Origin of the sequence: uncultured Alteromonas sp. (assembly GCF_963976965.1) — a bacterium.
Classification (GTDB): Bacteria; Pseudomonadota; Gammaproteobacteria; order Enterobacterales; family Alteromonadaceae; genus Alteromonas; species Alteromonas naphthalenivorans.
In genome coordinates this window covers 99251-121367 of record NZ_CAXBMP010000003.1, presented here as the reverse complement: position 1 = coordinate 121367, position 22117 = coordinate 99251, and the positions used below count along the sequence as shown (strand labels likewise).

The following is a 22117-nucleotide window of genomic DNA, read 5'->3' as shown; positions in this document are numbered from 1 at the left end:
TCACATTCAGTAGACTATCGCGCAATAAAAAGCCCGGATAATTCCGGGCTTTTTAAATTAGAAGTCGTACTTCACGCTAGCGCTAATGCCTGTGCCGACGGTTTCACGGCGTAACAGTAGCCCTTCCTGTTCAATTTCTTTATCCTCGTTAAGGATATTTTGAAACTTAACCTTAATCGTAGTATTGAAATCTGGATAGTAGGTGTAAACAAAATCTAAAGAATGGAAAGGGTTTTCAATACCATCTTCAAATCCGCGAACACCTGGCGCAATAATACGTTCACCAAACGAGTTATACACCAATGAAGCCGAGTGCTCTCCATTGTCTGAATCCCAACCTAGTTGAAGGTTAGCAACCCACTCTGAATGGCCCACTAAACGACGCTGGTCATTAGTAATAGTCGCTGTAATAGTACCGCCATAAGCTTCACGAGCTTGCTGTGAGAACAAAGAGTCTTGATCACCGCTGCCAATAGTCACTTCTGAATCCGATACAGTCATGTTACCGGATATAAAGAAGTTGCTCATTGAATCGCTGACGAAGCTAAGGTCGTGTAAAAACTCGACTTCAAGCCCGTACAACTCACCTTCTTCACCGTTAGCGGTAAGTAACTGAGGTACACCCTCACCACCATCGAACTGAACCATCTCGATAGGGTTTTCCATGTCTTTATAGAATAATGCTACAGATACGTTATTCCCCTGAGACATATACCATTCCCAGCGAACGTCTATGTTCATTAGCTCTGTTTCTACCAAAGATGGTGAGCCACGAACAAGGAATTCGGTAAGCGGATCGATAAAGAATGTGGTGCTGATATCACGTAAATCAGGACGAATTAACGTTTGGCTGATGTTGAAACGATACTGCATTTCATCATTAGCAATATACGTCAACGCGAATGAAGGTAGGATGTCATCTTCGTTGTAAATACTATCAACAATTTCATCTGTCTCTGCTGCAAACTCATTCGAGTGTTCAACATAAGGGACTGAAATTTGCTGGAACTCTTCCCAACGTGCGCCACCACTTAGACGCCATTTCTTATCGATAAAGGCATCTACCATCAAGTAACCGGCAGTCAATTTACTTGCTGCAGAATACTTATCACCTTCACCGGTATTGTCTTGGAATAACGAGCTACCGGTTGAGCTTGCGTAGAAGTCTGGGTTATTAATATTTTCTTCTGAGAAAATATCATACAGACGGTTACCCACTTTAAACTCATCATTGATACCAAAATGACGAATAGCTAAATCGATATTAACGGCATCACGAGTTTTCTCGTAATAGTCGAAACCCGCTTTAATTTCAATATCATACCCGTCTCCATAGAAGGGGGTAGAGACATTAAAACCATAAGTATCAGATTCATCTTGAAGGCTTTGATATTGACGGTTTAAGTTAGTCCCTGAAGTATCATCAATACGTTCAAGCTCTAACGCACCTGCGTCGTCATAAAATAACTGGTAAGTGACTTCCATGATATCTGGCGCTTCACGTGAGGCACGACTTGTACCTGCATACCAATCAAAGAATACACCGTTAGCAATGTCAAGGAAGTTGTGGGTTCCTTTCAACTGTGACGATACCATTTCACGCTCTTCGAAAATGATATCCATACGGCTAAATTCTTCAACGCCTACCGTTGTTTCACTGTCGTCGAAGTATTCGCCATCGCGCAGGCGGTCGCGCATGTCATGCAGCATCATATTAACAAGTTCAATTTTGTGGTTGCTATTTAACTCGTAGCCCACGTTGAACATGCCGCTCCAACGAACATTTTGCTCGGTAGAAATCATGTCACGATATTTAGTAAAGCGCGGATTATCTTGTCCGCCACCAATATCATTACCCAATTGCTCTTCGGTAATTGACCATTCATTACTGTAAGAAACCGTCGCGAGAAAACCCAATACACTGTCATCGTCAAACGTGTAACGATTACCTAAGGTTGCGCCAAAATTGAAGTCTGGGTCGGCAGACTTACTTTCAGGGCCAATATCCCAATTGAACGAATTTAGTATTTCTTGTGTTTGCGCTAACGTGCGTGAAGAATCACCTTCAAACCCATCTGAACCAGAAGCCGCTAGGTTCGATGCTATGATAGACGGTAAGGCACGTGTTCCATCATCTCGTCCAGTCCAATCGTCGCTTCCACCGTCGTAGAAAAAACCATCGTTACTGTTTTCTGAATTCCAACCTGCTCCACCGGACACACTGAAAACAAATTCAGTAGGGATAGATTTAGTGCGAATATTAACGTTACCGCCACCAAAATGACCAGGCATATTGGGCGAAAACGATTTTTGAACGTTCAAGCTTTCAATGATGCTTGAAGGGAATAAATCTAGCGGAACCACCGAACGCGTTGGATCAGGGCTAGGTACTGTCATACCATTTAACTGTGTACTTGAGTAACGTTCACCCAAACCACGAACGTAGATGAACTTGCCATCTACCAATGTCAATCCAGTTACACGGCGAAGTGCCGCCGCAGCATCACCATCACCGGTACGTGCAATTTGATCTGCACCCATGATATCGGCAACAAACGCTTGGTTTTGACGTTCTTGCATTACCGCTGTTGCTGTCCCTTTTAATCGGGTTCCTGTAGCAACAACTTCTTCAATCACTTCATCTTCTGATTGTTGCGCCATTGCCGTGGTAGACAATAAGCTTGAACCTAGAATAGTAGAAATGGCAAGCGTCAGACTACCTAACTTGAATATTGACGATTGATTATTTTTCATTATGGAAACTCCTATGGGACTGTGGTTAGGAAGACCTTTCAGCACAAAAGCTAAGGCGCGCAAGCGCCTTAGCTTCAATGAATGATGAAAGTTTATTAGTCTTCAAGACCTACAGTTACCCAGCCTAGCGTCCAGTTAGCTTCGCCATCGAATGCACCTTTATAATCTGTGCTATCGAAGAAGCTATCTAGCGTAGACGCATCAAAACCAGAACCAAGTAACGCTGAATCACTGCTTGGAACATAACCGGTTGCATCATCGAAACTTAGCGCGTCAATGTCTGCTACAACGGTGTTACCGTCTTGTGCTTCAAACCATTCTTGGGTTGTTGCCGTACCAATTACGTCAGAACCAAATGCGCTGGTAGACTCACAAGCCACTGTAGAGTGAGTAACAGTAAGTGAAGCATCTGCTGCGTTTGCAATTGATTCATCACCGTTAACGCGTAGGCAGTTGCTGTAGTCAGCGCCGCCAGTTACTACTAAGTTCTTAATGGTTCCTGCGGTACCGTTGCGAAGACGTACGCCGTTGGTATCTGTAGAACCAATAATGGTTACATTAGAAACAGTAGGCGTTGTTAGTGGTGTCCAAGTAGGGTTATCTTCGTTGTTGTCAGCTTCAAATGCATTGTCGCCGCCATTAAGGCCCTGCTTGATAAGCACGTACTGTGCTTTACCCGTCCAACCGAAAGACCAATCTAGTGAGTCATCACCAATGGCAGTTAGCACTAGGTGACTAACGTTTACCGAGCCACCGAAGAACTCAACACCATCGTCTAAGTTTTCGTGCACTTGGATGAAGTCTACTTCTGTACCACTGCCAACACCTGCGAATGAGATACCGTTTAGTTCATCACCAGCAGCAAGTGCTTTACCTGCATGCTTAACAATAACGTAGCGGAAAGTACCAGAGCTATCTTCTGCATCAGCGCCGCCGTATAGACCAGCATCACCTTCAGCAGATACACCACATGATGCTAATTCCGCATCTGAGGTTGCGTCGTCGTCGCCTGTGTTACACAAGTTAGTAGGTGCATTACCTAAGATAACTAGGCCACCCCATTGACCGATAGTAGTTTCGCCACCCGTCATATCTTCAGATGAGGTGAAAGTGATAGGCAATGTTGCAGTACCAGACGCTTCCATTTTCGAACCGCGGCGTACTACTAAGAAATCGTCGCCATCTTCACCAAATACGGTAGTACCGCGTTGGATATAAAGCGTAGCGCTATCAGCGTTATCGTTACCTACAGCAGTGCGGCCTTTAATCAACCAATGAGCATCGTTGGTTAAAGAAACGTCTGCGGTAAAGATAGTATCAGCGGCTAGCTGATACACTGGCTTGTCAGTAATCGCGGCAAAGCTGCCTGAAACGTCAGTGGCCAAACCTTGCTCAAATGCGTTAGTCACATCAGAAGGAATTGAGTCGTTAACAGCAACAGTCCAACCGTCCATCCAGTTGTTTTCGCCGTCAAATGCACCGATGTAGTCAGTTGATGTGAAGAAATCACTGTCTGCAGACATGTCAACACCAGCGCCTAGCAATGGAGAACCAGAGCGAGGTGTGAAGCCATCGGTAGAAAGCATTAGTGCGTCAGCCGTTTGTACACTGTTTCCAGTTTGGCCAGTAAACCATGCTTCTGTTGAACCACCGCCGATTTCATCAGAACCGAAGTTGTCGTCAGTTTCACACGCAACTATTGAGTTTTCTACTGAAAGCGCACCAGACTCTGCATTCGCGATAGATTCAGCACCGTTAACACGTAGGCAATTTGAATAGCCTTCACCCGCAGTAACCACTACGTTACGCAGTGCACCTGCGGTACCATTACGTAGACGCACACCGTTTGTACCCTCGGCACCAACAATAGTTACGTTCGAGATAGTTGGGCTAGTAAGCGGCAACCACGCAGGGTTATCTTCGTTGTTATCCGCTTCGATAGCGTTATCGCCACCCGCAGCCGATTGCTGGATATAAACATTTTGTGCGTTACCAGTCCAACCAAATGACCAATCAAGTGAATCATCGCCAATATCAGTCAACACAATGTTACGAACGCTTACTGTACCACCGAAGAATTCAACTCCGTCATCTAGATTTTGGTGAACTTGGATAAATTCAACTTCAGTACCAGAACCAATACCTGCAAATGAAATTCCGTTTAACTCGTCACCTGCCGCTAATGCGCGACCTGCATGCTTAACAACAATATAGCGAAGCGTACCTGAGTTATCTTCAGCATCTGCACCACCGTAAAGCCCTGCATCACCTTCCGCTGCTACACCACATGCTGCTAATTCAGCGTCAGAGGTATCTGAATCGTCACCCGTGTTACATAAGTTAGTAGGTGCATTACCAAGAAGTACCAAACCACCCCATTGACCAATAGACGTTTCTTGACCTGTTAGGTCTTGAACCGACGTAAAGGTAATTGGCGCGTTGGCCGTACCCGCAGCTTCAATTTGAGAGCCACGACGCACTACTAAGAAGTCATCGCCTTCTTCACCGAAAACGGTTGTGCCTTGTTCAATGTAAAGTACCGCGTTGTCTGCGTTATCGTTACCAACAGCTAAGCGACCTTTAATTAACCAGTAAGCATCGTTAGTTAATGTTACATCACTGGTTAGTGTTGTATCTTCAGCAAGTTCATAAACTGGCTTGTCAGTTAATTCTGGGAAGTTAGCTGATACATCTGTCGCAAGGCCTTGCTCGAAAGCAGTCTGAATATCAGTTGGGAATCCACCGTTTACACCAACCGTCCAGCCTGTAGTCCAGTCTTCACCAGCAGGGTCAAATGCGCCAATGTAGTTTCCACTGTTTGCTAAAGGCGAAGCTGACGTAGGGAAATACCCGTTATCTTCAAAAAGAAGTTCAGAAGGTGTTAGTACACTATTGCCGGTTTGGCCTTCGAACCACGCTTGCGTAGAATCGCCACTAATTTCATCTGAACCAAAGTTGTTTGCGGGGGTTTCACAAGCAACTACCGAGTTAGTGATTGAAAGCTCACCAGACTCTGCATTCGCGATTGACTCGTCGCCATTTACGCGCAGGCAGTTAGCCGCTAATGTAGAGCCGGTAACGACTACATTAGATAGCACCCCTGCTGTACCGTTACGTAAACGAACGCCGTTAGTACCGTCGGCGCTTACAATGGTTACGTTAGAAACAGTTGGCTTGGTAAGTGGTAACCATGAAGGGTTATCTTCATTGTTATCCGCTTCAATAGCGTTGTCGCCACCGTCTGCAGATTGCTGAATATAAACGTTAGTTGCACTACCCGTCCAACCGAAAGACCAATCTAGAGAATCGTCACCAATGTCTGTTAGCACTACATTGCTTACGCTAACCGTACCACCGAAAAATTCGATACCGTCATCAAGATTTTGGTGAACTTGAATGTGATTAACTGTTGTTTCAGAACCGATACCAGCAAATGAAATACCGTTTAGTTCATCACCAGACGCCAAGGCTTTACCAGCATGCTTAACAACAACATATTCTAGTGTACCAGAATCATCTTCTGCGTCGTTTCCGCCGTACAAGCCAGCATCACCTTCCGCAGACACACCACAAGACGCTAGTTCGTCGTCAGACGTTTGGTCATCGTCACCTGTGTTACAAAGGTTAGTGGGTGCATTACCTAGTAATACCACACCACCCCATTGACCAATTGATGTTTCTTCACCAGTAACGTCTTGAATAGATGTCATTACAATTGGCGCTGAAGATGAACCAGACGCTTCAATTTGTGAACCACGGCGTACTACTAAGAAGTCGTCACCGTCTTCACCGATAACGGTTGTACCTTCTTCAATGGTAAGTACTGTTGAATCTGCGTTGTCGTTACCAACTGCCGTACGCCCCTTAATGATCCAGTGCGCATCATTGGTTAACGTCATGTCTTGCGTTAACACTAAATCGTCATCTAAGCGATAAACAGGCTTATCAGTAATTGTAGAGAATTCGCTTGATGCATCAGTCGCCAAGCCTAATGAAAATGGCGTATCAACATCAGGGGTAGTTGGCGTAGTTGGGGTAGTCGGCGTGGTAGGAGTCGTTGGCGTTGCAACAACTTCGTCACCTTCATTAATATTTATATCGCCACCGCAACCTGCAAGAACAAGTGCAGTCGTGATTGCACTGATCTTAAAAACATTACGAATTTCCATTAAATTCTCCAGTTAGATCTTAGTTTGAATTTCAAAGTCCGGTAGAGATTAAATGAGAAGGGTGACATTTTTGTTACAAATGTGGATTCACACTGAAATTTTTGGAACTTTTATAAAATCAGTTAACACCTTAAATTTTGTCTTGTTTTTTATATTGTTAGTGAGAGATTGAAGGGGCGAACCGGGTGGTTATATTGACAAAGGGACTAATTTTTATCTCGAAACCACTTAGTTATGACGTTTTTATTACCAGCTGTTACAGGCTCAGCATAATGAAGCGTATTGAAGTTAGGCTCCCCTGTGTTCGTCAGATTATTCCATAGGAGTGCTGTGCCTCGATGGGGTTTTACCGATACACCCATTTTTGTAAAATGAGTATGGCCTCCTTCCATGCCATCATCTAAGTAAACCATGCAAGTCCATGTTCGTTGACCTCGCCGCTTTGCGTGTTCTAAATATTGCGGCGTACCTGGGGGAAAGAAATCAAAATGCGGTTTAAAGTATTGACCCTGCTCATAATGCTGAGCTTGTATAACTTCTTTTTCTCCTATGCCCAAGCCTAAAAAATTGACGATGCGGCTATCTATTGAGGTAACTAGTGCGCTGTCCATAAAGGCGAGTTCGCAAGTTGACGATGTTCTGATCCCTTTTGCAGAGGGCGCCCCTGTCAGTTTTGAGGGCGAAAGCTTGCTAGAAGAAAGGTCGATTACAGCATGGCACTCTTCTGCCGATAAAAAGTCATCTACACGATAAAGCTGAACTTCCTTTTCATCGCACAAACAGGTCACATTATTAATTGAAGGCTGATGTAAAAATGCGGGCGTTGCGAGCTTGCGATAAAACTCTACATCTCGGTCGAAAACATAGTTTGAAGGTAAATTACGGCCTAAAAGCCGACGAACTGTATCTGCATCAAACCCATTTAGCGTTAACTGCTCTGTAATCACGGGAAGTGCTGTGCCTGCGAGAAGGTTTTTAACTACCCAATTTTTCCAGCGTGATGAAACATGCTCCACGGTTATTCACCTGTTTGATACAAATTAATCGACCAACCTACGCTGCCTTAAGAGCATATCTTCACGAATTGGAAAGTACCCATCACGCGCGACTTGTTCTTGCCCTTGTTCAGATAGAATATAACGCAAAAACTCTCTTTCAAGGGTAGGCAGTGGCTCACCAGGTTTTTTGTTTATCACCAAATACAAGAAGCGCGAGAACGGATAAGACTCACTACGAACGTTATCTATGGTAAGTGGCACTAACGAATCTTTCGTTTCACCTAACGGCAGCGCCCGCACCCCTGCGGTTTTGTAACCATAGGCCGCATAACCCATAGCGCCTTTACCTGAGGCGACAGAAAGTACCACTGAAGCCGACCCAGGCTGCTCGTTTACCGTATTTCTAAAATCACCGTCACACATGGCTATGATTTTAAATAATCCATAGGTTCCTGATACCGAGTTTCGCCCGTACAAGCGAATTGGGGCGCGATAGCCATTAGCATCAATGCCTAACTCTGACCATTTATTGATTGGCCCATCCCCACCGCAAAATTGTGTTTGAGAAAAGATAGAATCGACTTGCTTCAGGGTAAGGCCTTGTAGCGGGTTTCTGCGTTCCACAAAAATAGCGATAGCATCCATCGCAACCTTAAGGACTAAAGGCGGGTAACCGTGCTTGCGGGTAAAATCGCGAATTTCACTAGGCTTTAATTCTCGGCTCATGGGGCCGATAGTGGCTGTACCTTCAATAAGCGCAGGGGGCGCAGTAGAAGACCCCGAGGCTTGAATTTGGAAACCCACCTGCGGATAGAGGGCTTTGAACTCTTGCGACCAAAAGGTCATTAAATTCGCGAGTGTGTCTGAACCTACCGAGGTGATCTTTCCTGCCACCCCAGGTTGGCGTTCATACTCTAGCTCATGGGTAGTTTCAGCCCCCAACGAGCCTGATACAAGAAGCAAAACGGCCACATTGCACGAGGCGATGAATTGCTTTATTCGCATTCAAATTTGCTCCGCAATTAACTCTTTATCAAGCACAAAGGAAAACTGACTGCCCTCACCTAAGGTACTGGCAATGTCTAAACGGGAATTGTGATGGCTAAGTACGTGCTTTACTATCGACAAGCCTAATCCTGAGCCACCAGTCTTGCGAGACCGTGCTTTATCGACACGGTAAAAACGCTCGGTAAGTCGATTAAGGTGATTAGACTCAATACCATCGCCATTATCATGAACGGCAAATTTAGCCCCTTCCTCGTCACCATGCCAATATACATGAATTTCTCCACCAGGTGGAGTGTAGTGCACGGCATTGAATACCAAGTTAGAACAAGCACTTCGCAATTCGGTTTCAACCCCAAATACTTTTAGTTCGGTATCAATATGAAATTCAATATGGTGCTGTTTTTCTTTATTAAGCGCCTGCGCTTCTCGCTCTATCTGAGACAGTACCGTAGGAATATTCACTACGTTTTCATAAATGCGTTCAGAGCTGGCCTCAATGCGAGACAACACTAATAAATCTTCAATCAAATTTTGCATACGATGAGTTTGCGCGGTCATTTCCTTCATGGCTTTTTGCATAAAAGGATCGGCCGACTCATCCACCGGCAAAATTTCTAAATACCCATTAATTACCGTAAGCGGCGTTCTTAATTCATGTGACACATTGGCGACAAAATCTTTACGCATGGCCTCTAACTGAGAAACACGGGTAATATCACGCGCAATTAATAAAAGGTGTTCGTCACCATAAGGCATAACCCGATATTCAAAGGTTTTATGCGGGTTAGTGGGTGATGGTACTTCAATAGGATATTTGAAATTTCCAGCATGGAAGTACTGAATAAACTCTGGGTGGCGTAGTAAATTATCGAGCCTTCTGCCCGCATCCTGTGGCCACTTCAAGCCCAAATCCAGCCGGGCTAAGCGGTTACACCAAATAATACATGCTTTTGAATCCACCACTACCGCGGCATCGGGTAAGGCTTCAGAGCCCTCACGAAATCGCTTCACGAGTTCACCTAGCTCTTTACGCTTATTTCTGTTTCTGCGCTGCAGGTAATAAATGCCTTCGTAAATATGTTCCCACACACCACGCACGGTGGGTGGTGACATTTTACGACTATGCCACAACCAGCGGTTAAGCTTGTATAAATGCCAATAGTTGAAGATAAGCAGCAAGGTGGCGCCAATGGCTACAGCAAATAACATGTCATTCATATACCAACCGATTAGCGCGAATACCAAAAGGTATAGCACTAGTCGAAGGGTACTTCTCAGCCATGAGAACGGGTAGTACATAGTGAATGCGCCCTGAAACAGTGAAACGCGGAGAGCGAAGAGACGCTATCGGCGTCTCTTATCCGCTGGGAATTTAGAGTTTGGTAGAGAAACGGTAACCGGCTCCACGCACGGTTTGAATCATAGCATCATGCCCATGACGAGAGATAGCTTTGCGTAAACGTCTGATATGCACATCAACGGTTCTATCTTCCACATATACATTCGTCCCCCAGACATTGTCGAGTAATAGCTCACGGCTATAAACGCGCTCTGGATGGGTCATGAAGAAGTGAAGAAGTTTAAACTCGGTTGGACCCATGTCTAACGGATCTTCATTGGCCATAACGCGATGAGACACAGGCTCAAGTTTCAAGCCGTTAAATTCAATAGGCTCTTCATTTGATGTAGGCGTTACTCGTCGCATCACCGCTTTTATTCGAGCAATAAGCTCTTTAGGTGAGAACGGTTTGGTGACGTAATCGTCAGCACCCGCATCAAGACCGCGAATTTTATCTTCTTCTTCGCCTCTTGCGGTAAGCATGATCACTGGGATATCACGAGTGAACTCATGTTGCTTTAAACTCTTGGCCAATTGAACGCCGCTTCCACCAGGTAGCATCCAATCGAGTAAGATTAAATCTGGGTAAGGTTCACATATTTTTTCTTGCGCTATATCGTAATCTTCGGCTTCAATAATATTAAAACCAGATTGCTCTAACACAAACTTAAGCATTTCACGGATGGGCGCTTCGTCCTCAACCACCAAAACTGTACGAGACATTATTATTTTCCTGCTCATCACAAAACGCCGCTATTATTAATGTGCACTGTGACACTTTTATTAAAACGATTACATTAATGTGTCAAGTTTTCTACAAAGATGGGTCGTATTTTCTTCATAGCGCTTGCTTGTTTATTCATACATTTACGCATATTCTTGGCAATGAAGGTAAAGTAAATTATAGACAGAGGAATGTTGTTCAATGGCGGCGGTAAAAACTGGGTTATCAAGAAAACTGCTGACACGAGTGCTCTCTGTATACTTCATTCTTACGCTTATTGTTACCGTTGGACAGATTTTTACCGAGTATCTAAGTACCAAAGATCATGTCGAAGACGAATTACAAACTTTAAAAAATACCTTCTCAACCAGCTTAACCCGTGCCCTGTGGGAATTGAACAGCGAACAAGCTAGCTCAATAGCAGAGGGGTTATTAGAACTTCCTATTGTTGAAGGTGTACAAGTTAGGGATGAAAATGGCAATCAAATTGCCGACTACGGTTTAAGCATTCAGCGTCCCCGCTCTCCTATCGAAGAAGAACTTATTGAAGACCACCCGGGTGGGATTTTCAGTTATAGCTTTCCATTAATATTTAAATTTTCAGGACGAGAATCGACCGTAGGCGATGTAACGCTCTACTCAAGTTTCGATACTATTTTTGGCCGTATCGAAATTGGCATCTTTTTTCTTATTGGAAATGCGTTAATAAAAACCACCTTTTTGGTGTTTCTTTTTATGACCGCGTTTCGCACCATGTTGTCCGAACCCTTGGCTGAAATAATTCATCAAATGGAAGGATTTGATCCGCTTCATCCCGATGAAAGCAAGCTTTCAGTCAAAATAAGTGACGATAATGAGTTATTGCAATTAAAAGAATCGTACAACAATGTTATCGACGATTTAATCGTATCTAATGGTAAGTTGACCAATGCTCAAAGCCAGCTATCGCATGCCAATAAAAAGCTAGACGATCAGAATCTTATTTTAGAGCAAGAAGTCGCTAAGAAAACCTCTTCGCTTTCTCAAATTATGCTTAGCCTTGAACAACAAAAAGACGAGCTTATCGCAAATCAAAGAGAGCTTCGTCAAGAGAATGAAAATAGGCAGTATATAGAAGATGAGCTTCGCAAAAAAAATTCGGAGTTAGCGAATTCAATGGGAAATTTACAACTCGCCAAAGACCAATTGGTCGAATCTGAGCGCATGGCCTCTCTTGGCGGTTTGGTAGCTGGGATTACCCATGACGTAAATACACCACTTGGCGTTGGCGTAACTGCCGCCAGCTTTTTGCAAGAGCGACTTAATAACTTAAAAACGAGTTTTGAAGAAAAAAGCCTGACTACAAAAAACATGGAAAACTTCATTAATGAAGCAGAACAAACGGCTAATCTCCTGTTAACTAACTTAAACAGAGCATCTGAGCTTATCGCCAGCTTCAAACAAGTGGCGGTGGATCAAACCAGCGAAACTGAACGAGAGATAAACCTTAACGATTACATTCGTGACATCATTAAATCACTTAAGCCAAGCTTCAAGCATAATAATCATGAAATAGTGGTTAGTTGCCCTGAAGATCTTTATATTCGCTGTGCACCAGGGGCCATTGCCCAAATTGTGACGAACATGATTGTGAACTCTTTAGTGCATGGTTTTGAAGACACTAACGATGGCAAAATAACGTTAGATGTGAGTACGGATAACAACACCATAGAAATGCGTTACCGTGACAACGGGAAAGGCTTGTCTAATGATGATTTAGATAAGTTGTTTGACGCCTTCTTTACGACTAAGCGAGGAGAAGGCGGCAGCGGGCTTGGCACACACATTATGTACAACCTTGTTACTCAGTCTTTATCTGGCCACATTGAAGCGCAAAGCAAACCTGGCGATGGCCTCCAATATACCATTCGCTTTCCCATGAAGGGCAAACCGGCTTAACAAAAAATCTCTATAGCTCCCGTACTATATCCGTTGCACCGCATTCGCTAGCTTGGTACGCTTGCCCACCATTTTTAAAAGAGATAGCCTCAAATGTGGTTTAAAAATATAAAAGCCTACCAAATTACACAGCCACTTTCCCTTGACGATGACGACCTAGAGCGCGTGCTAAGCGAGCAAGCCTTCCGTCCTTGTAAGAGTCAAGACTTGGCCACTATGGGCTTTGCCTCCCCTTTCTCCCAAGCCGGCAAACAAGGCACTATGTTTCAGCGTGTTGGGCAACGTTACTGGCTTACCGTTAAGAAGCAAGAAAAGCTACTTCCCGCCGCGGTAATTAATGCCGAACTGGACGACATGGTTGCCAAAATTGAAATGGAAACCGGTTCGCCTGTCGGTAAAAAGGCTAAAGCCGATCTTAAGCAGGAAATTCAAACTCGCTTGTTGCCTCAAGCGTTTACTAAAAACACTTACACCCATGGGTTTATTTCGTTAGAAGATAACCTTGTGGCTGTTGATGCCTCTGCCGATGGCAAAGCTGAAGCCTTTTTGGCCCTAGTTCGAAAAGCCATTGGCTCACTACCGGTTGTGCCTTTAGCCCGCCACAGTTTGCAGTCTGAACTGACTCACTGGCTGACTGACTCAGCGCCAGATGGCATAGCACTACTTGAAGAAGCCGAGTTCAAATCTACAGATGATGCTGGCAGTATTATTCGCTGTAAAAACCAGCCGCTTGATAGTGATGAAATCACGATTCATTTGGATGCAGGTAAGCTGGTACAAAAAGTGGCGTTTGAATATCAAGATACCCTAACGGCAGTTATTGCTGAAGATGGCTCGTTAAAGCGTATTAAGTTTACCGATAGATTAAAAGAAGAGACTGAAGACATTCCTAAAGACCAAATTGAAGCACGCCTAGATGCTGAATTTGCGTTAATGTCTGCAGAGCTTTGTACTTTGCTAAACTTCTTGCGTGAAACGCTCAACTTGAATGACGCTAACACCTAAACCGTGTTTAACTAGCGTGAAATTAATACGTGTTGAGCAGTGCCCCATGGGTATTGCTCAACATTTTGTTTATCTTTGCCACCCGTTAGTTACCCGCTTCACCTCTAATCACTTGCCTGCCAGCTGCCTTTACAGCACCGGGTAGTGGATAATATTAATAAACTGGGTTTCCCCACTTTCATCTTTATAGCCATGCGCTTGATCGGCATCTATTAAATACTGCTCGCCGGCTTTGATGGTTTTACACTCATTACCTTGCCACAAGGTTAACCTGCCTCCAATGCAATGAATATGTTCAGTAACCCCACTTTGATGGGCCGTAGAGCGTTGCTCATGAAAATGCGTTAAGGTAATTTCAAACACCTCAAAACCTTTGTTTACATCAAACGGAAAAAGGGTTTTCACTTGCATGTTTGGGTCGTGAATAAAGCCGTGATTAACATCGAATTCAGATTGTGCGTTTGCCGCAATAAAGGAGGAAAACGAAGCATTCAACCCAGTCGCAATTTTCCACAAGGTAGCGATAGTAGGGCTTGACTCTTGCCGCTCTATTTGGCCTAACATGGCTTTAGACACACCGGTTAACGTGGCGGCTTTATCAAGAGACAAGCCCATATCACCACGCAACTGCTTTAAACGCGCAGAAATACTTAACGAAAAGTCTCCCGCCTGTAGTGCATCGCTATTGGTCTTCATCATTTACTGCTTCTTGTCACATTCTTACAAATAGAGTCGATTTAGCATTTTAATGCAAAACGCCTTGTGCGCTATAACGCACAAGTGTAGAGTTAACTTATTGTGTACGTTATAACGCACACAGTATGAAGTAGTTTAGGTTTAGGTTCAAATGGTTGGGGCAAAGATGAAATCAGAATGGCAGATTAGCCACATTTCTTCAGGATTAACGGCAGTCACCGTTGGCTATAGCAGTGCTGTTGTTATTGTTATTGATGTTGCCCGTAAAGCGGGGGCAAGCCCTGATATGGTCATTAGTTGGCTTCTCGCCTTAGGCCTAGGCATGGGCATTTCCTGTATTTTCTATTCTTGGCTAATGAAAATGCCTGTCGTCACCGCCTGGTCGACCCCTGGTGCGGCCTTTTTATTAGGTAGCGTGGAGCAGTACACCCTTCCTGAGAGTATTGGCGCCTTTATTATCTGCGCAGTGCTTTCGCTGGTTACCGCGCAAAGTCGCAGTTTGCTCAATCAAATAAGCCGCATTCCGGCTAGTATCTCATCGGCGCTACTGGCAGGTATTCTATTGCCTATCTGTATATCGATATTCACTGATGTAGAACAACACCCCTATATTGTTGCCAGTTTTCTGGCTATCTATCTTGTTGGAAGCCGATTTTTCCCTCGCTACCTTATGTTGTGTTTACTGGCTGTTTCTATTGTCACTAGTAGCTTCTTAAACGGTGAAATCCCGTTAACTCTCTCACTACCCACTCCCGTGTGGGTCAGCCCTGAGTTTTCAGTTACCGCCGCCATTGGGCTTGCCGTTCCTTTGTACATTATTACTACCCTTTCTCAGAATTTACCCGGCATTGCGATACACCATTCCCATGGTTACCACCCCGACCATAAAACAGTGCTAAGTGGCATTGCCATATTGCAGGGGGTGCTAGCGCCATTTGGCGGGTTCACGTTCAATCTTGCGGCAATAACCGCGGCCTTGTGCATGGGGGAAGAAGCAGATAAAGATAAAAGTCAGCGTTATAAAGCGGCCATCGCCGCAGGTATTGGTTACCTATTTATGGGGCTACTTGCGTCTGTTGTGGTGGTTTTGTTCGTTTCAATGCCCCCGATTGTAGTGCATTTACTGGCAGGTCTTGCGCTGCTGTCTACCTTGCAAGCCGCCTTGGTCAAAACCGTAGAGAGCGACAAATACCGTCACGCTGCCTTGGTCACTTTTTTATGTACGGCATCAGGCTTTAGTCTTCTATCCATCACGTCAGCGGTGTGGGGCCTTTTACTTGGCTTATTGTTAATGTTGGTTGAAAGCAACAAACAAAAAAGCCGAACATAAGTTCGGCTTCAGATAATCCTGCTTTACTAACATTATGCTAGTAAGGTGTTAGGCAAATATTTGTTTCGCCGCACCGGCAAGATCGGCAAATTCATCTGAGTGAAGTATCGCCACATCATCAATAACATCACGCTGTATGGCTAAGTTCAAAACCGCGTCTTTTTGACTGTCCATTGCGCCAGAAACGGCAGCGCCAACACGAACGAAATCTATGTAGGTAACCTGTTCAGGTATATAGCTCAAATCTTTCCAGCATTTGGCTACACTCACAAACTCTTCACCAAAGCCCCATTCTCGCATGATGCTAGCGCCAATTCGGCCCGCTAGCTTGTCGATGGCCACTTCTAAAAAGGTTGGATTCGCAAACACTTCAGGATGTCTTTCTGCTTCGGTCAGGATAGGCAATACGCCAATGTTATGGGTTAACGCTGTTAGCGTCATAATATCCATACTCATTTCACGCTTTTTCGTGCGCGCGATATAAAGCTGCATTACCGCCATTGAATTAGCCACGATATTAACGGTATTCGCCCACTCTTTTTGTAGATAGGCACTCACTACATCATTTTTAGAAACGAACAGCTGTTCCATGGCAAGCGCGGTTGAAATATTTTTGATTTGGCGTAACCCAATACGAGTTACCGCTTGGCTGATAGAATTTACTTTTATACTCCGGCCCATGTAAGCGCTGTTCGCAATTTTAATCATTCTTGCGCTTAGCGAGGGGTCTTGTCCGATAACATCACCCATAGCACTTAGGTTGATATTAGGATCATCCGCTGACTTTCTCACTTTTAAAGCAATAGCCGGTAACGTAGGAAGTACGAGTGTGTCGTTTGTTATTTTTTCAACAAGAATTGTTGAGAGCGCATTTTGTGTAGACATATACCTACCCTTAGATATGTTTCAAATAGCCACTAAAAGGCAATGAATTTAAGATACCCGCGGTTACACTGTAATCCTTGTTTGCGAGTAAATGACCAAGTTGCAGTTGCTCAGAGACTTACTATTCCACTATACGCTACACATATGAAAAGCATAGCTTTATGATAGCAGGAAATCATATTCCCCTTATGTTATAACCTTTATTAAGCTTAAGTTATATTGAACCTTTTACTAACTCAACATTGAATATGCATTATTACGCGTTGTGAATAGTGTAGTACATATGCCTTTACATGAAACCTTGATACACATCAAAACGCTGCTCGCTAACGTGTTAGTTTATTGTATATTCTTATCCTGCCAATAAATCTAAAACAGAAACCTTTATGATGAAATTATCACCTAAACATTACTCTACTCTTGCCGTGGCAGTTGCCACAAGTTTATTTATGAGCGCCTGCTCCAAGGCACCAGAAGAAGGCATATCAAAAGCAAACCCTTCCGTAGAGGCTTCGCATACCACATCATCAGATAGCACGCTTCTTGTGAATGAGTCTAGGCTATCTATTTATCATCCCGTTGAATTGACCAGTGATTTATCCCATTTAAGCGACAATCAACAAAAGATGATAGGTTTGCTCATAGATGCGTCTAAAATAATGGACGACTTATTTTGGAAACAGGCCTTCTTCGGCGATAAAAATGCGTTTTTAAATAGTATTGAAAACGACGACGTTAAACACTTTGCTTCAATCAACTATGGGCCATGGGACAGATTGAACGGCGATAATGCGTTTCTTTCAGGCTATGAAGAGAAAGCCCTAGGTGCTGAATTTTATCCTCACAACATGACAAAGGCTGACTTCGCGACCGCCACGTTCGATGACAAACAAGGCTTATACTCGTTGGTGAAGCAAGATGAAGCTGGCAACCTTTACTCTGTGCCCTACTCTGAGGCGTACAAAAGTGAACTCACCGCTGCATCAAAGATTCTTAAAGAGGCTGCTGAACTTGCCGAAGATCCAAGCTTTAAAGCCTACTTAACCCTGCGCGCACAAGCATTACTTACCGACGATTACTTAGCCTCGGACATGGCGTGGATGGACATGAAGACAAACCCTGTAGAGTTGGTAATTGGCCCAATCGAAAGCTATGAAGACCAACTATTTGGTTATCGCGCCGCCTTTGAAGCCTACGTTTTGGTAAAAGATTTAGCGTGGAGTGAAAAACTCGCAAAATACGCTGCTTTTCTTCCAGAGCTACAAAAAGGTTTGCCTGTACCTGCCCAGTACAAAGCGGAAGTACCTGGCTCCGACGCCGACTTAAACGCCTATGACGTTGTGTATTACGCGGGGCATTCAAATGCTGGCAGTAAAACCATTGCGATCAACTTACCTAATGATGAGCGTGTACAGCTTGAAAAAGGCACCCGTCGTTTGCAACTTAAAAACGCGATGCGTGCCAAGTTCGACAATATTCTTATTCCTATTGCGGATATGTTAATTGCACCTGAGCAACGTGATCATATTACGTTTGATGCGTTTTTTGCTAACACCATGTTTCATGAAGTGGCGCATGGCTTAGGTATAAAAAACACCCTTGATGGTAGCGATACGGTAAGAGGCTCACTTAAAGAACACGCCTCGGCATTAGAAGAAGGTAAAGCTGACATTTTGGGTCTTTACATGATTCAAAGCTTGCTTGAAAAAGGCGAAATTTCAGAGGGTACACTTGAAGATTACTATGTCACTTTTATGGCCGGCATTTTCCGCTCAGTACGTTTTGGGGCCTCTAGTGCGCACGGTAAGGCGAATATGATTCGCTTTAATTTCTTTGCACAAGAAGGCGCTTTTGAGCAAACCGAAGAAGGTGTTTATCGCGTTAATGTTGAGAAGATGGGCGCAGCAGTCGCCGCATTATCTGAGCTTATTTTAACCCTGCAAGGTGATGGCGACTACGATGGTGTTGCAGAACTTGTAGCCAATATGGGCGTGATTAAACCACAGCTAGCAGCAGATTTAGCGCGCTTAGAAGCGGCAAACATCCCTGTCGATATTCACTTCGAACAAGGTAAAAAGGTACTTGGTTTGAACTAACCACTATCTATCGATAAGCGGTTCATTAAACACTAAGCCAGTTAGTTGCCTGTGTTAAGCAACTGACTGGCTATTTAACTCACCATTCTACGTTGAGTGGTGAGTTAAAACGTTTTTCATTCTAAGGGCTTTTACGCTAAACCCTATCTATTCCAAACGCTTTGCGGTATCAGTATATGGCGGCCAGCCCATGATTTTACCGGCTAGCACATGTAAGTGTATGTGGTACACCGTTTGCCCACCAAACTCATTACAGTTCATTACCGTGCGGTAACCCTGCTCATCTACGCCTAATTCACCCGCGACCTTTGCAGCCACATAAGATAGGTGCCCTACGACTTCCCTGTCTTCTTTAGTGATGTCGTTAATGGTAGGAATAGCCTTTTTCGGGATCACTAAAAAATGCACCGGCGCTTGCGGATTTATATCCCTAAACGCCAACGAGATATCATCTTCATAAAGGATATCTGCTGGTATTTCTTTATTGATAATCTTCGTAAAAATAGTGTCTAACATTGCGTACTCCCTGCATCAATTATTGTAACCATACTACATTGTTTATGCTTTAAAAGAGGCGCTTTCCCTAGACAGGAATTCGCCTTATTGTATTACACCAACACAGTCATTTGCGACCCAGTCTTCTTTGCTCTTGAGTTTATAGGAACAACTTATGCAAAAACGAACCAAAGCAAAATGACGCCTAACAGTAAGCGGTAAATCACAAATGGCAGCATACCAATTCGCGATATCCAGCTAAGGAAGAGGTAAATACATAAGTAAGCACTCACAAATGAGAACGCAGCGCCATAGAGCAACGCAGACCAATCAACGGCTTCGTTAGCTTGTAATAAATCAAGAGTGGCAAGTAAACCGGCGCCCAAAATAACGGGAATAGACAGTAAAAACGAAAAGCGCGCACAGCTCTCTCTATTTAAGCCCAGCATCAAACCTGCTGTCATGGTAATACCCGAGCGAGAAGTACCGGGAATCAGCGCCAGTACTTGCGCTAGACCAATTAACAATGCTTGTTTCCAGTTAAGCGATGTTAATTCTTGAGTGCGTTTCGCGGTGGCGTCGGCATACCATAGGGCAAGACCAAAAATAATAGTGGTTGCGGCGATAACAAGGGCTGTTCTGGCATTAAGTTCTATCCAGTCTTTCATTACAAAACCAATAATCACAGCAGGTATAGTTGCGATAATCACATACCAGGCTAACTTACTGTCAGTGTTTTGCTCTTTTGTGAATCCCTTGGTAACCCAAGCCACTGTCATTTGTGCGATTTCTTGGCGAAAGTAAATCATTACCGCCAGTAAACTTCCCACGTGAACAGCAACGTCAAACGCTAACCCCTGACTTACCCAGCCAAATAGTTCTGCGGGCAGCAAAAGATGCCCAGAACTGCTGATAGGTAAAAATTCGGTAACGCCCTGAATAATGGCCAATATGATTATTTCGAACAGTGTCATTCCGTTGCTTAGCTCCAAGTAAAATTGATGGGCGAGAGTGTTTGTTTTTCTTTATCAAATGCCTGCCAAAGTGCCTCGTAGGTTTTGCCTTCAACAGGGTGGATTTCATTAGGAACCAATTCAGCTAACGGCCATAATACAAAGGCGTTATACAGAATCTCTTCCCGAGGTAGCACAACGGGTTCATGGGTAATTTGGTCATCGTACGTGAGTAAATCTAAGTCCAGTGTACGGGAACAAAATTTCTTTTCCCCGTGTTTACGGCCGTTGTCACTTTCAATCTGACGAAAGGTATCTCGCACTTCAATAATACTCATAGAAGTAACGGCTTTCGCCACTAGGTTATAAAAGGCACTGCCATCGAAGCCGACTGACTCACTCTCATATACCGACGAGTAACTAACGTCATCGAAATGCAGTTTAAGCGCTTTAATACTTTCTCGTATGTAGTGTTCTTTGTCGATATTGGAACCCACACTGATTAAAATGGTATGACGCCCCACTAGGACTTTTCCTGATACATAGCCACTGCCACCGTTTGGGCATTAGGTAGAATATTCGGCTTCACAATTTTAAGGCTGATGGCATGGGCCGGAAACATGGCTAATACCTTGTTCATTACCGCGCCGCCAAATGCTTCTAACAGCATAAAACGACTGTTTTTTCCTACCTCGGTAATACAATCAGCCACGTCGGCATAGTTAATGGTATCGTCGACATTATCTGACTGCATTGCGGCATCTAGGTTAGCGTCGAGTTCAACATCGAGCAACAGCGTGGTTAAACGCTCCCGTTCCCAATCATACACACCGATAAGGGTATCGACAGCCAGCCCTGTTATATATATTTTTCCCATAAACCTTTTCATTCTTATGACCATACTGGTCTTACTACCACGTTAACTTCTTCTCAAAAGGTGGTATATCACTTTTGAATGGAGTAGCTTTACGCTTTACGTTATTCGCCATGGGGCGATGGTGGCACAACTATACCGTTGTACTGCAAGTGGGGGCAACACGCACAATAGCATTCGCCCCATATTATTAGTGTAGATATACGTTTAGTGTACAAAGCAGCAGGTTAAAGTAGCAATAATGATACCGTTGGCCCTTTTAATGATTTGCGTAGCCTATTTGTTTGGCTCTTTATCGAGCGCGGTAGTTATCTGCAAAGCATTTTCTCTTCCCGATCCCCGCACTGCTGGTTCTAAGAACCCCGGCGCCACCAATGTATATCGAATTGGCGGCAGGATTCCGGCATTGCTGGTGCTAGTAATGGATATTTTAAAAGGGACTATTCCGGTTTATTCCAGCTACTTTTTGGGCTTAGACCCCGTGCTTTTAGGCCTAGTCGCTATTGCCGCATGTATAGGTCATATTTTCCCTTTATATTTTGGCTTCAAAGGGGGCAAAGCAGTAGCAACGGCCTTTGGTGCCATGTTACCCATTGGATTAGATTTAGCTGGCTTGCTTATTTTGAGCTGGGTTATAGTGGTGTTTCTTACCGGCTATTCCTCACTTGGCGCCTTGGTAGCAGTAAGCCTTGCCCCGCTTTTTACTTGGTTAATAAAACCCCTTTATACCGTTCCAGTCATCATGCTCTCTTTGCTGATTATCTTGCGTCATCGCGACAATATCAAAAGGTTAGTCAGCCGCTCTGAGGGCAAAATTTGGGACAAAGGCAACACCAAAGAGTGAGCAACCTTT

At 44.1% G+C, this 22117-nt stretch carries 17 protein-coding genes; 5 read left to right on the top strand and 12 right to left on the bottom strand.

Annotated features, from left to right (window positions below; translation table 11 throughout):
• Positions 1-57: 57 nt before the first annotated feature.
• The 6 genes from AAC006_RS03625 to phoB all read right to left on the bottom strand — a co-directional run bounded on the left by AAC006_RS03625 (position 58) and on the right by phoB (position 10991).
• Positions 58-2754 (bottom strand): TonB-dependent receptor, encoded by a 2697-nt coding sequence (locus tag AAC006_RS03625; RefSeq protein WP_339890695.1) that lies wholly within the window; start codon positions 2752-2754, stop codon positions 58-60.
• Between the two features lie 95 nt (positions 2755-2849).
• Complete coding sequence (locus AAC006_RS03620; protein WP_129736549.1) at positions 2850-6923, bottom strand: hypothetical protein; 4074 nt, start codon at positions 6921-6923, stop codon at positions 2850-2852.
• 206 nt (positions 6924-7129) lie between these two features.
• A complete protein-coding gene (locus tag AAC006_RS03615) occupies positions 7130-7939 on the bottom strand; it encodes a 2OG-Fe(II) oxygenase (protein ID WP_013785418.1) in 810 nt (269 codons plus the stop codon).
• 24 nt (positions 7940-7963) lie between these two features.
• Positions 7964-8926: a phosphate ABC transporter substrate-binding protein gene (locus tag AAC006_RS03610; protein ID WP_126872467.1), complete on the bottom strand. Its 963-nt coding sequence runs from the start codon at positions 8924-8926 to the stop codon at positions 7964-7966.
• Positions 8927-10228 carry a phosphate regulon sensor histidine kinase PhoR gene (gene phoR, locus AAC006_RS03605; protein WP_013785420.1) on the bottom strand — a complete coding sequence of 434 codons (1302 nt, stop codon included), beginning with the start codon at positions 10226-10228 and terminating at the stop codon, positions 8927-8929. It lies immediately after the preceding gene.
• 73 nt (positions 10229-10301) lie between these two features.
• A complete protein-coding gene (gene phoB, locus AAC006_RS03600; protein WP_013785421.1) occupies positions 10302-10991 on the bottom strand; it encodes a phosphate regulon transcriptional regulator PhoB in 690 nt (229 codons plus the stop codon).
• 202 nt (positions 10992-11193) lie between these two features.
• Here phoB and AAC006_RS03595 point away from each other — a divergent pair, with 202 nt between their 5' ends.
• Together AAC006_RS03595 and rdgC are read left to right on the top strand one after the other, a co-directional pair.
• Complete coding sequence (locus AAC006_RS03595) at positions 11194-12930, top strand: ATP-binding protein (RefSeq protein WP_126872466.1); 1737 nt, start codon at positions 11194-11196, stop codon at positions 12928-12930.
• A 93-nt stretch (positions 12931-13023) separates the two neighbouring features.
• Positions 13024-13935 (top strand): recombination-associated protein RdgC, encoded by a 912-nt coding sequence (rdgC, locus tag AAC006_RS03590; RefSeq protein WP_126872465.1) that lies wholly within the window; start codon positions 13024-13026, stop codon positions 13933-13935.
• A 129-nt stretch (positions 13936-14064) separates the two neighbouring features.
• Here the strand turns inward: rdgC and AAC006_RS03585 are convergent, their stop codons facing one another.
• On the bottom strand, positions 14065-14634 hold the full coding sequence (locus AAC006_RS03585; RefSeq protein WP_126872464.1) for an XRE family transcriptional regulator: 570 nt from the start codon (positions 14632-14634) through the stop codon (positions 14065-14067).
• 163 nt (positions 14635-14797) lie between these two features.
• Here AAC006_RS03585 and AAC006_RS03580 point away from each other — a divergent pair, with 163 nt between their 5' ends.
• A complete protein-coding gene (locus tag AAC006_RS03580; protein WP_126872463.1) occupies positions 14798-15961 on the top strand; it encodes a benzoate/H(+) symporter BenE family transporter in 1164 nt (387 codons plus the stop codon).
• A gap of 48 nt (positions 15962-16009) precedes the next feature.
• Here the strand turns inward: AAC006_RS03580 and AAC006_RS03575 are convergent, their stop codons facing one another.
• Complete coding sequence (locus AAC006_RS03575) at positions 16010-16846, bottom strand: HDOD domain-containing protein (protein ID WP_126872462.1); 837 nt, start codon at positions 16844-16846, stop codon at positions 16010-16012.
• A 389-nt stretch (positions 16847-17235) separates the two neighbouring features.
• Here AAC006_RS03575 and AAC006_RS03570 point away from each other — a divergent pair, with 389 nt between their 5' ends.
• Positions 17236-18942, top strand: a complete 1707-nt coding sequence (locus AAC006_RS03570) for a Zn-dependent hydrolase (protein WP_126872527.1) — start codon at positions 17236-17238, stop codon at positions 18940-18942.
• Positions 18943-19089: 147 nt separating this feature from the next.
• Here the strand turns inward: AAC006_RS03570 and AAC006_RS03565 are convergent, their stop codons facing one another.
• The 4 genes from AAC006_RS03565 to folB all read right to left on the bottom strand — a co-directional run bounded on the left by AAC006_RS03565 (position 19090) and on the right by folB (position 21267).
• Positions 19090-19458, bottom strand: coding sequence for a histidine triad nucleotide-binding protein (locus tag AAC006_RS03565; RefSeq protein WP_126872461.1), 369 nt, complete (start codon positions 19456-19458; stop codon positions 19090-19092).
• 152 nt (positions 19459-19610) lie between these two features.
• A complete protein-coding gene (locus tag AAC006_RS03560) occupies positions 19611-20411 on the bottom strand; it encodes an undecaprenyl-diphosphate phosphatase (protein WP_057793864.1) in 801 nt (266 codons plus the stop codon).
• A gap of 8 nt (positions 20412-20419) precedes the next feature.
• Positions 20420-20914: a 2-amino-4-hydroxy-6-hydroxymethyldihydropteridine diphosphokinase gene (gene folK, locus AAC006_RS03555; RefSeq protein ID WP_013785430.1), complete on the bottom strand. Its 495-nt coding sequence runs from the start codon at positions 20912-20914 to the stop codon at positions 20420-20422.
• A complete protein-coding gene (gene folB / locus AAC006_RS03550) occupies positions 20914-21267 on the bottom strand; it encodes a dihydroneopterin aldolase (RefSeq protein WP_013785431.1) in 354 nt (117 codons plus the stop codon). The genes folK and folB overlap by 1 nt, the downstream gene beginning before the upstream one ends.
• A gap of 238 nt (positions 21268-21505) precedes the next feature.
• On the opposite strand from folB, the gene plsY reads away from it, so the two are divergent.
• Entirely contained in the window at positions 21506-22108 is a 603-nt protein-coding gene (gene plsY, locus AAC006_RS03545) for a glycerol-3-phosphate 1-O-acyltransferase PlsY (protein WP_126872460.1), read from the top strand.
• Positions 22109-22117 lie beyond the last annotated feature (9 nt).

Excerpts from the sequence above, each read along its gene's own strand:
- AAC006_RS03625 (WP_339890695.1), bottom strand. The coding sequence starts at position 2,754 with ATGAAAAATAATCAATCGTCAATATTCAAGTTAGGTAGTCTGACGCTT.
- AAC006_RS03620 (WP_129736549.1), bottom strand. The coding sequence starts at position 6,923 with ATGGAAATTCGTAATGTTTTTAAGATCAGTGCAATCACGACTGCACTT.
- AAC006_RS03610 (WP_126872467.1), bottom strand. The coding sequence starts at position 8,926 with ATGCGAATAAAGCAATTCATCGCCTCGTGCAATGTGGCCGTTTTGCTT.
- phoR (WP_013785420.1), bottom strand. The coding sequence starts at position 10,228 with ATGTACTACCCGTTCTCATGGCTGAGAAGTACCCTTCGACTAGTGCTA.
- phoB (WP_013785421.1), bottom strand. The coding sequence starts at position 10,991 with ATGTCTCGTACAGTTTTGGTGGTTGAGGACGAAGCGCCCATCCGTGAA.
- AAC006_RS03595 (WP_126872466.1), top strand. The coding sequence starts at position 11,194 with ATGGCGGCGGTAAAAACTGGGTTATCAAGAAAACTGCTGACACGAGTG.
- rdgC (WP_126872465.1), top strand. The coding sequence starts at position 13,024 with ATGTGGTTTAAAAATATAAAAGCCTACCAAATTACACAGCCACTTTCC.
- AAC006_RS03585 (WP_126872464.1), bottom strand. The coding sequence starts at position 14,634 with ATGATGAAGACCAATAGCGATGCACTACAGGCGGGAGACTTTTCGTTA.
- AAC006_RS03580 (WP_126872463.1), top strand. The coding sequence starts at position 14,798 with ATGAAATCAGAATGGCAGATTAGCCACATTTCTTCAGGATTAACGGCA.
- AAC006_RS03575 (WP_126872462.1), bottom strand. The coding sequence starts at position 16,846 with ATGTCTACACAAAATGCGCTCTCAACAATTCTTGTTGAAAAAATAACA.
- AAC006_RS03570 (WP_126872527.1), top strand. The coding sequence starts at position 17,236 with ATGAAATTATCACCTAAACATTACTCTACTCTTGCCGTGGCAGTTGCC.
- AAC006_RS03565 (WP_126872461.1), bottom strand. The coding sequence starts at position 19,458 with ATGTTAGACACTATTTTTACGAAGATTATCAATAAAGAAATACCAGCA.
- AAC006_RS03560 (WP_057793864.1), bottom strand. The coding sequence starts at position 20,411 with ATGACACTGTTCGAAATAATCATATTGGCCATTATTCAGGGCGTTACC.
- folB (WP_013785431.1), bottom strand. The coding sequence starts at position 21,267 with ATGGGAAAAATATATATAACAGGGCTGGCTGTCGATACCCTTATCGGT.
- plsY (WP_126872460.1), top strand. The coding sequence starts at position 21,506 with ATGATACCGTTGGCCCTTTTAATGATTTGCGTAGCCTATTTGTTTGGC.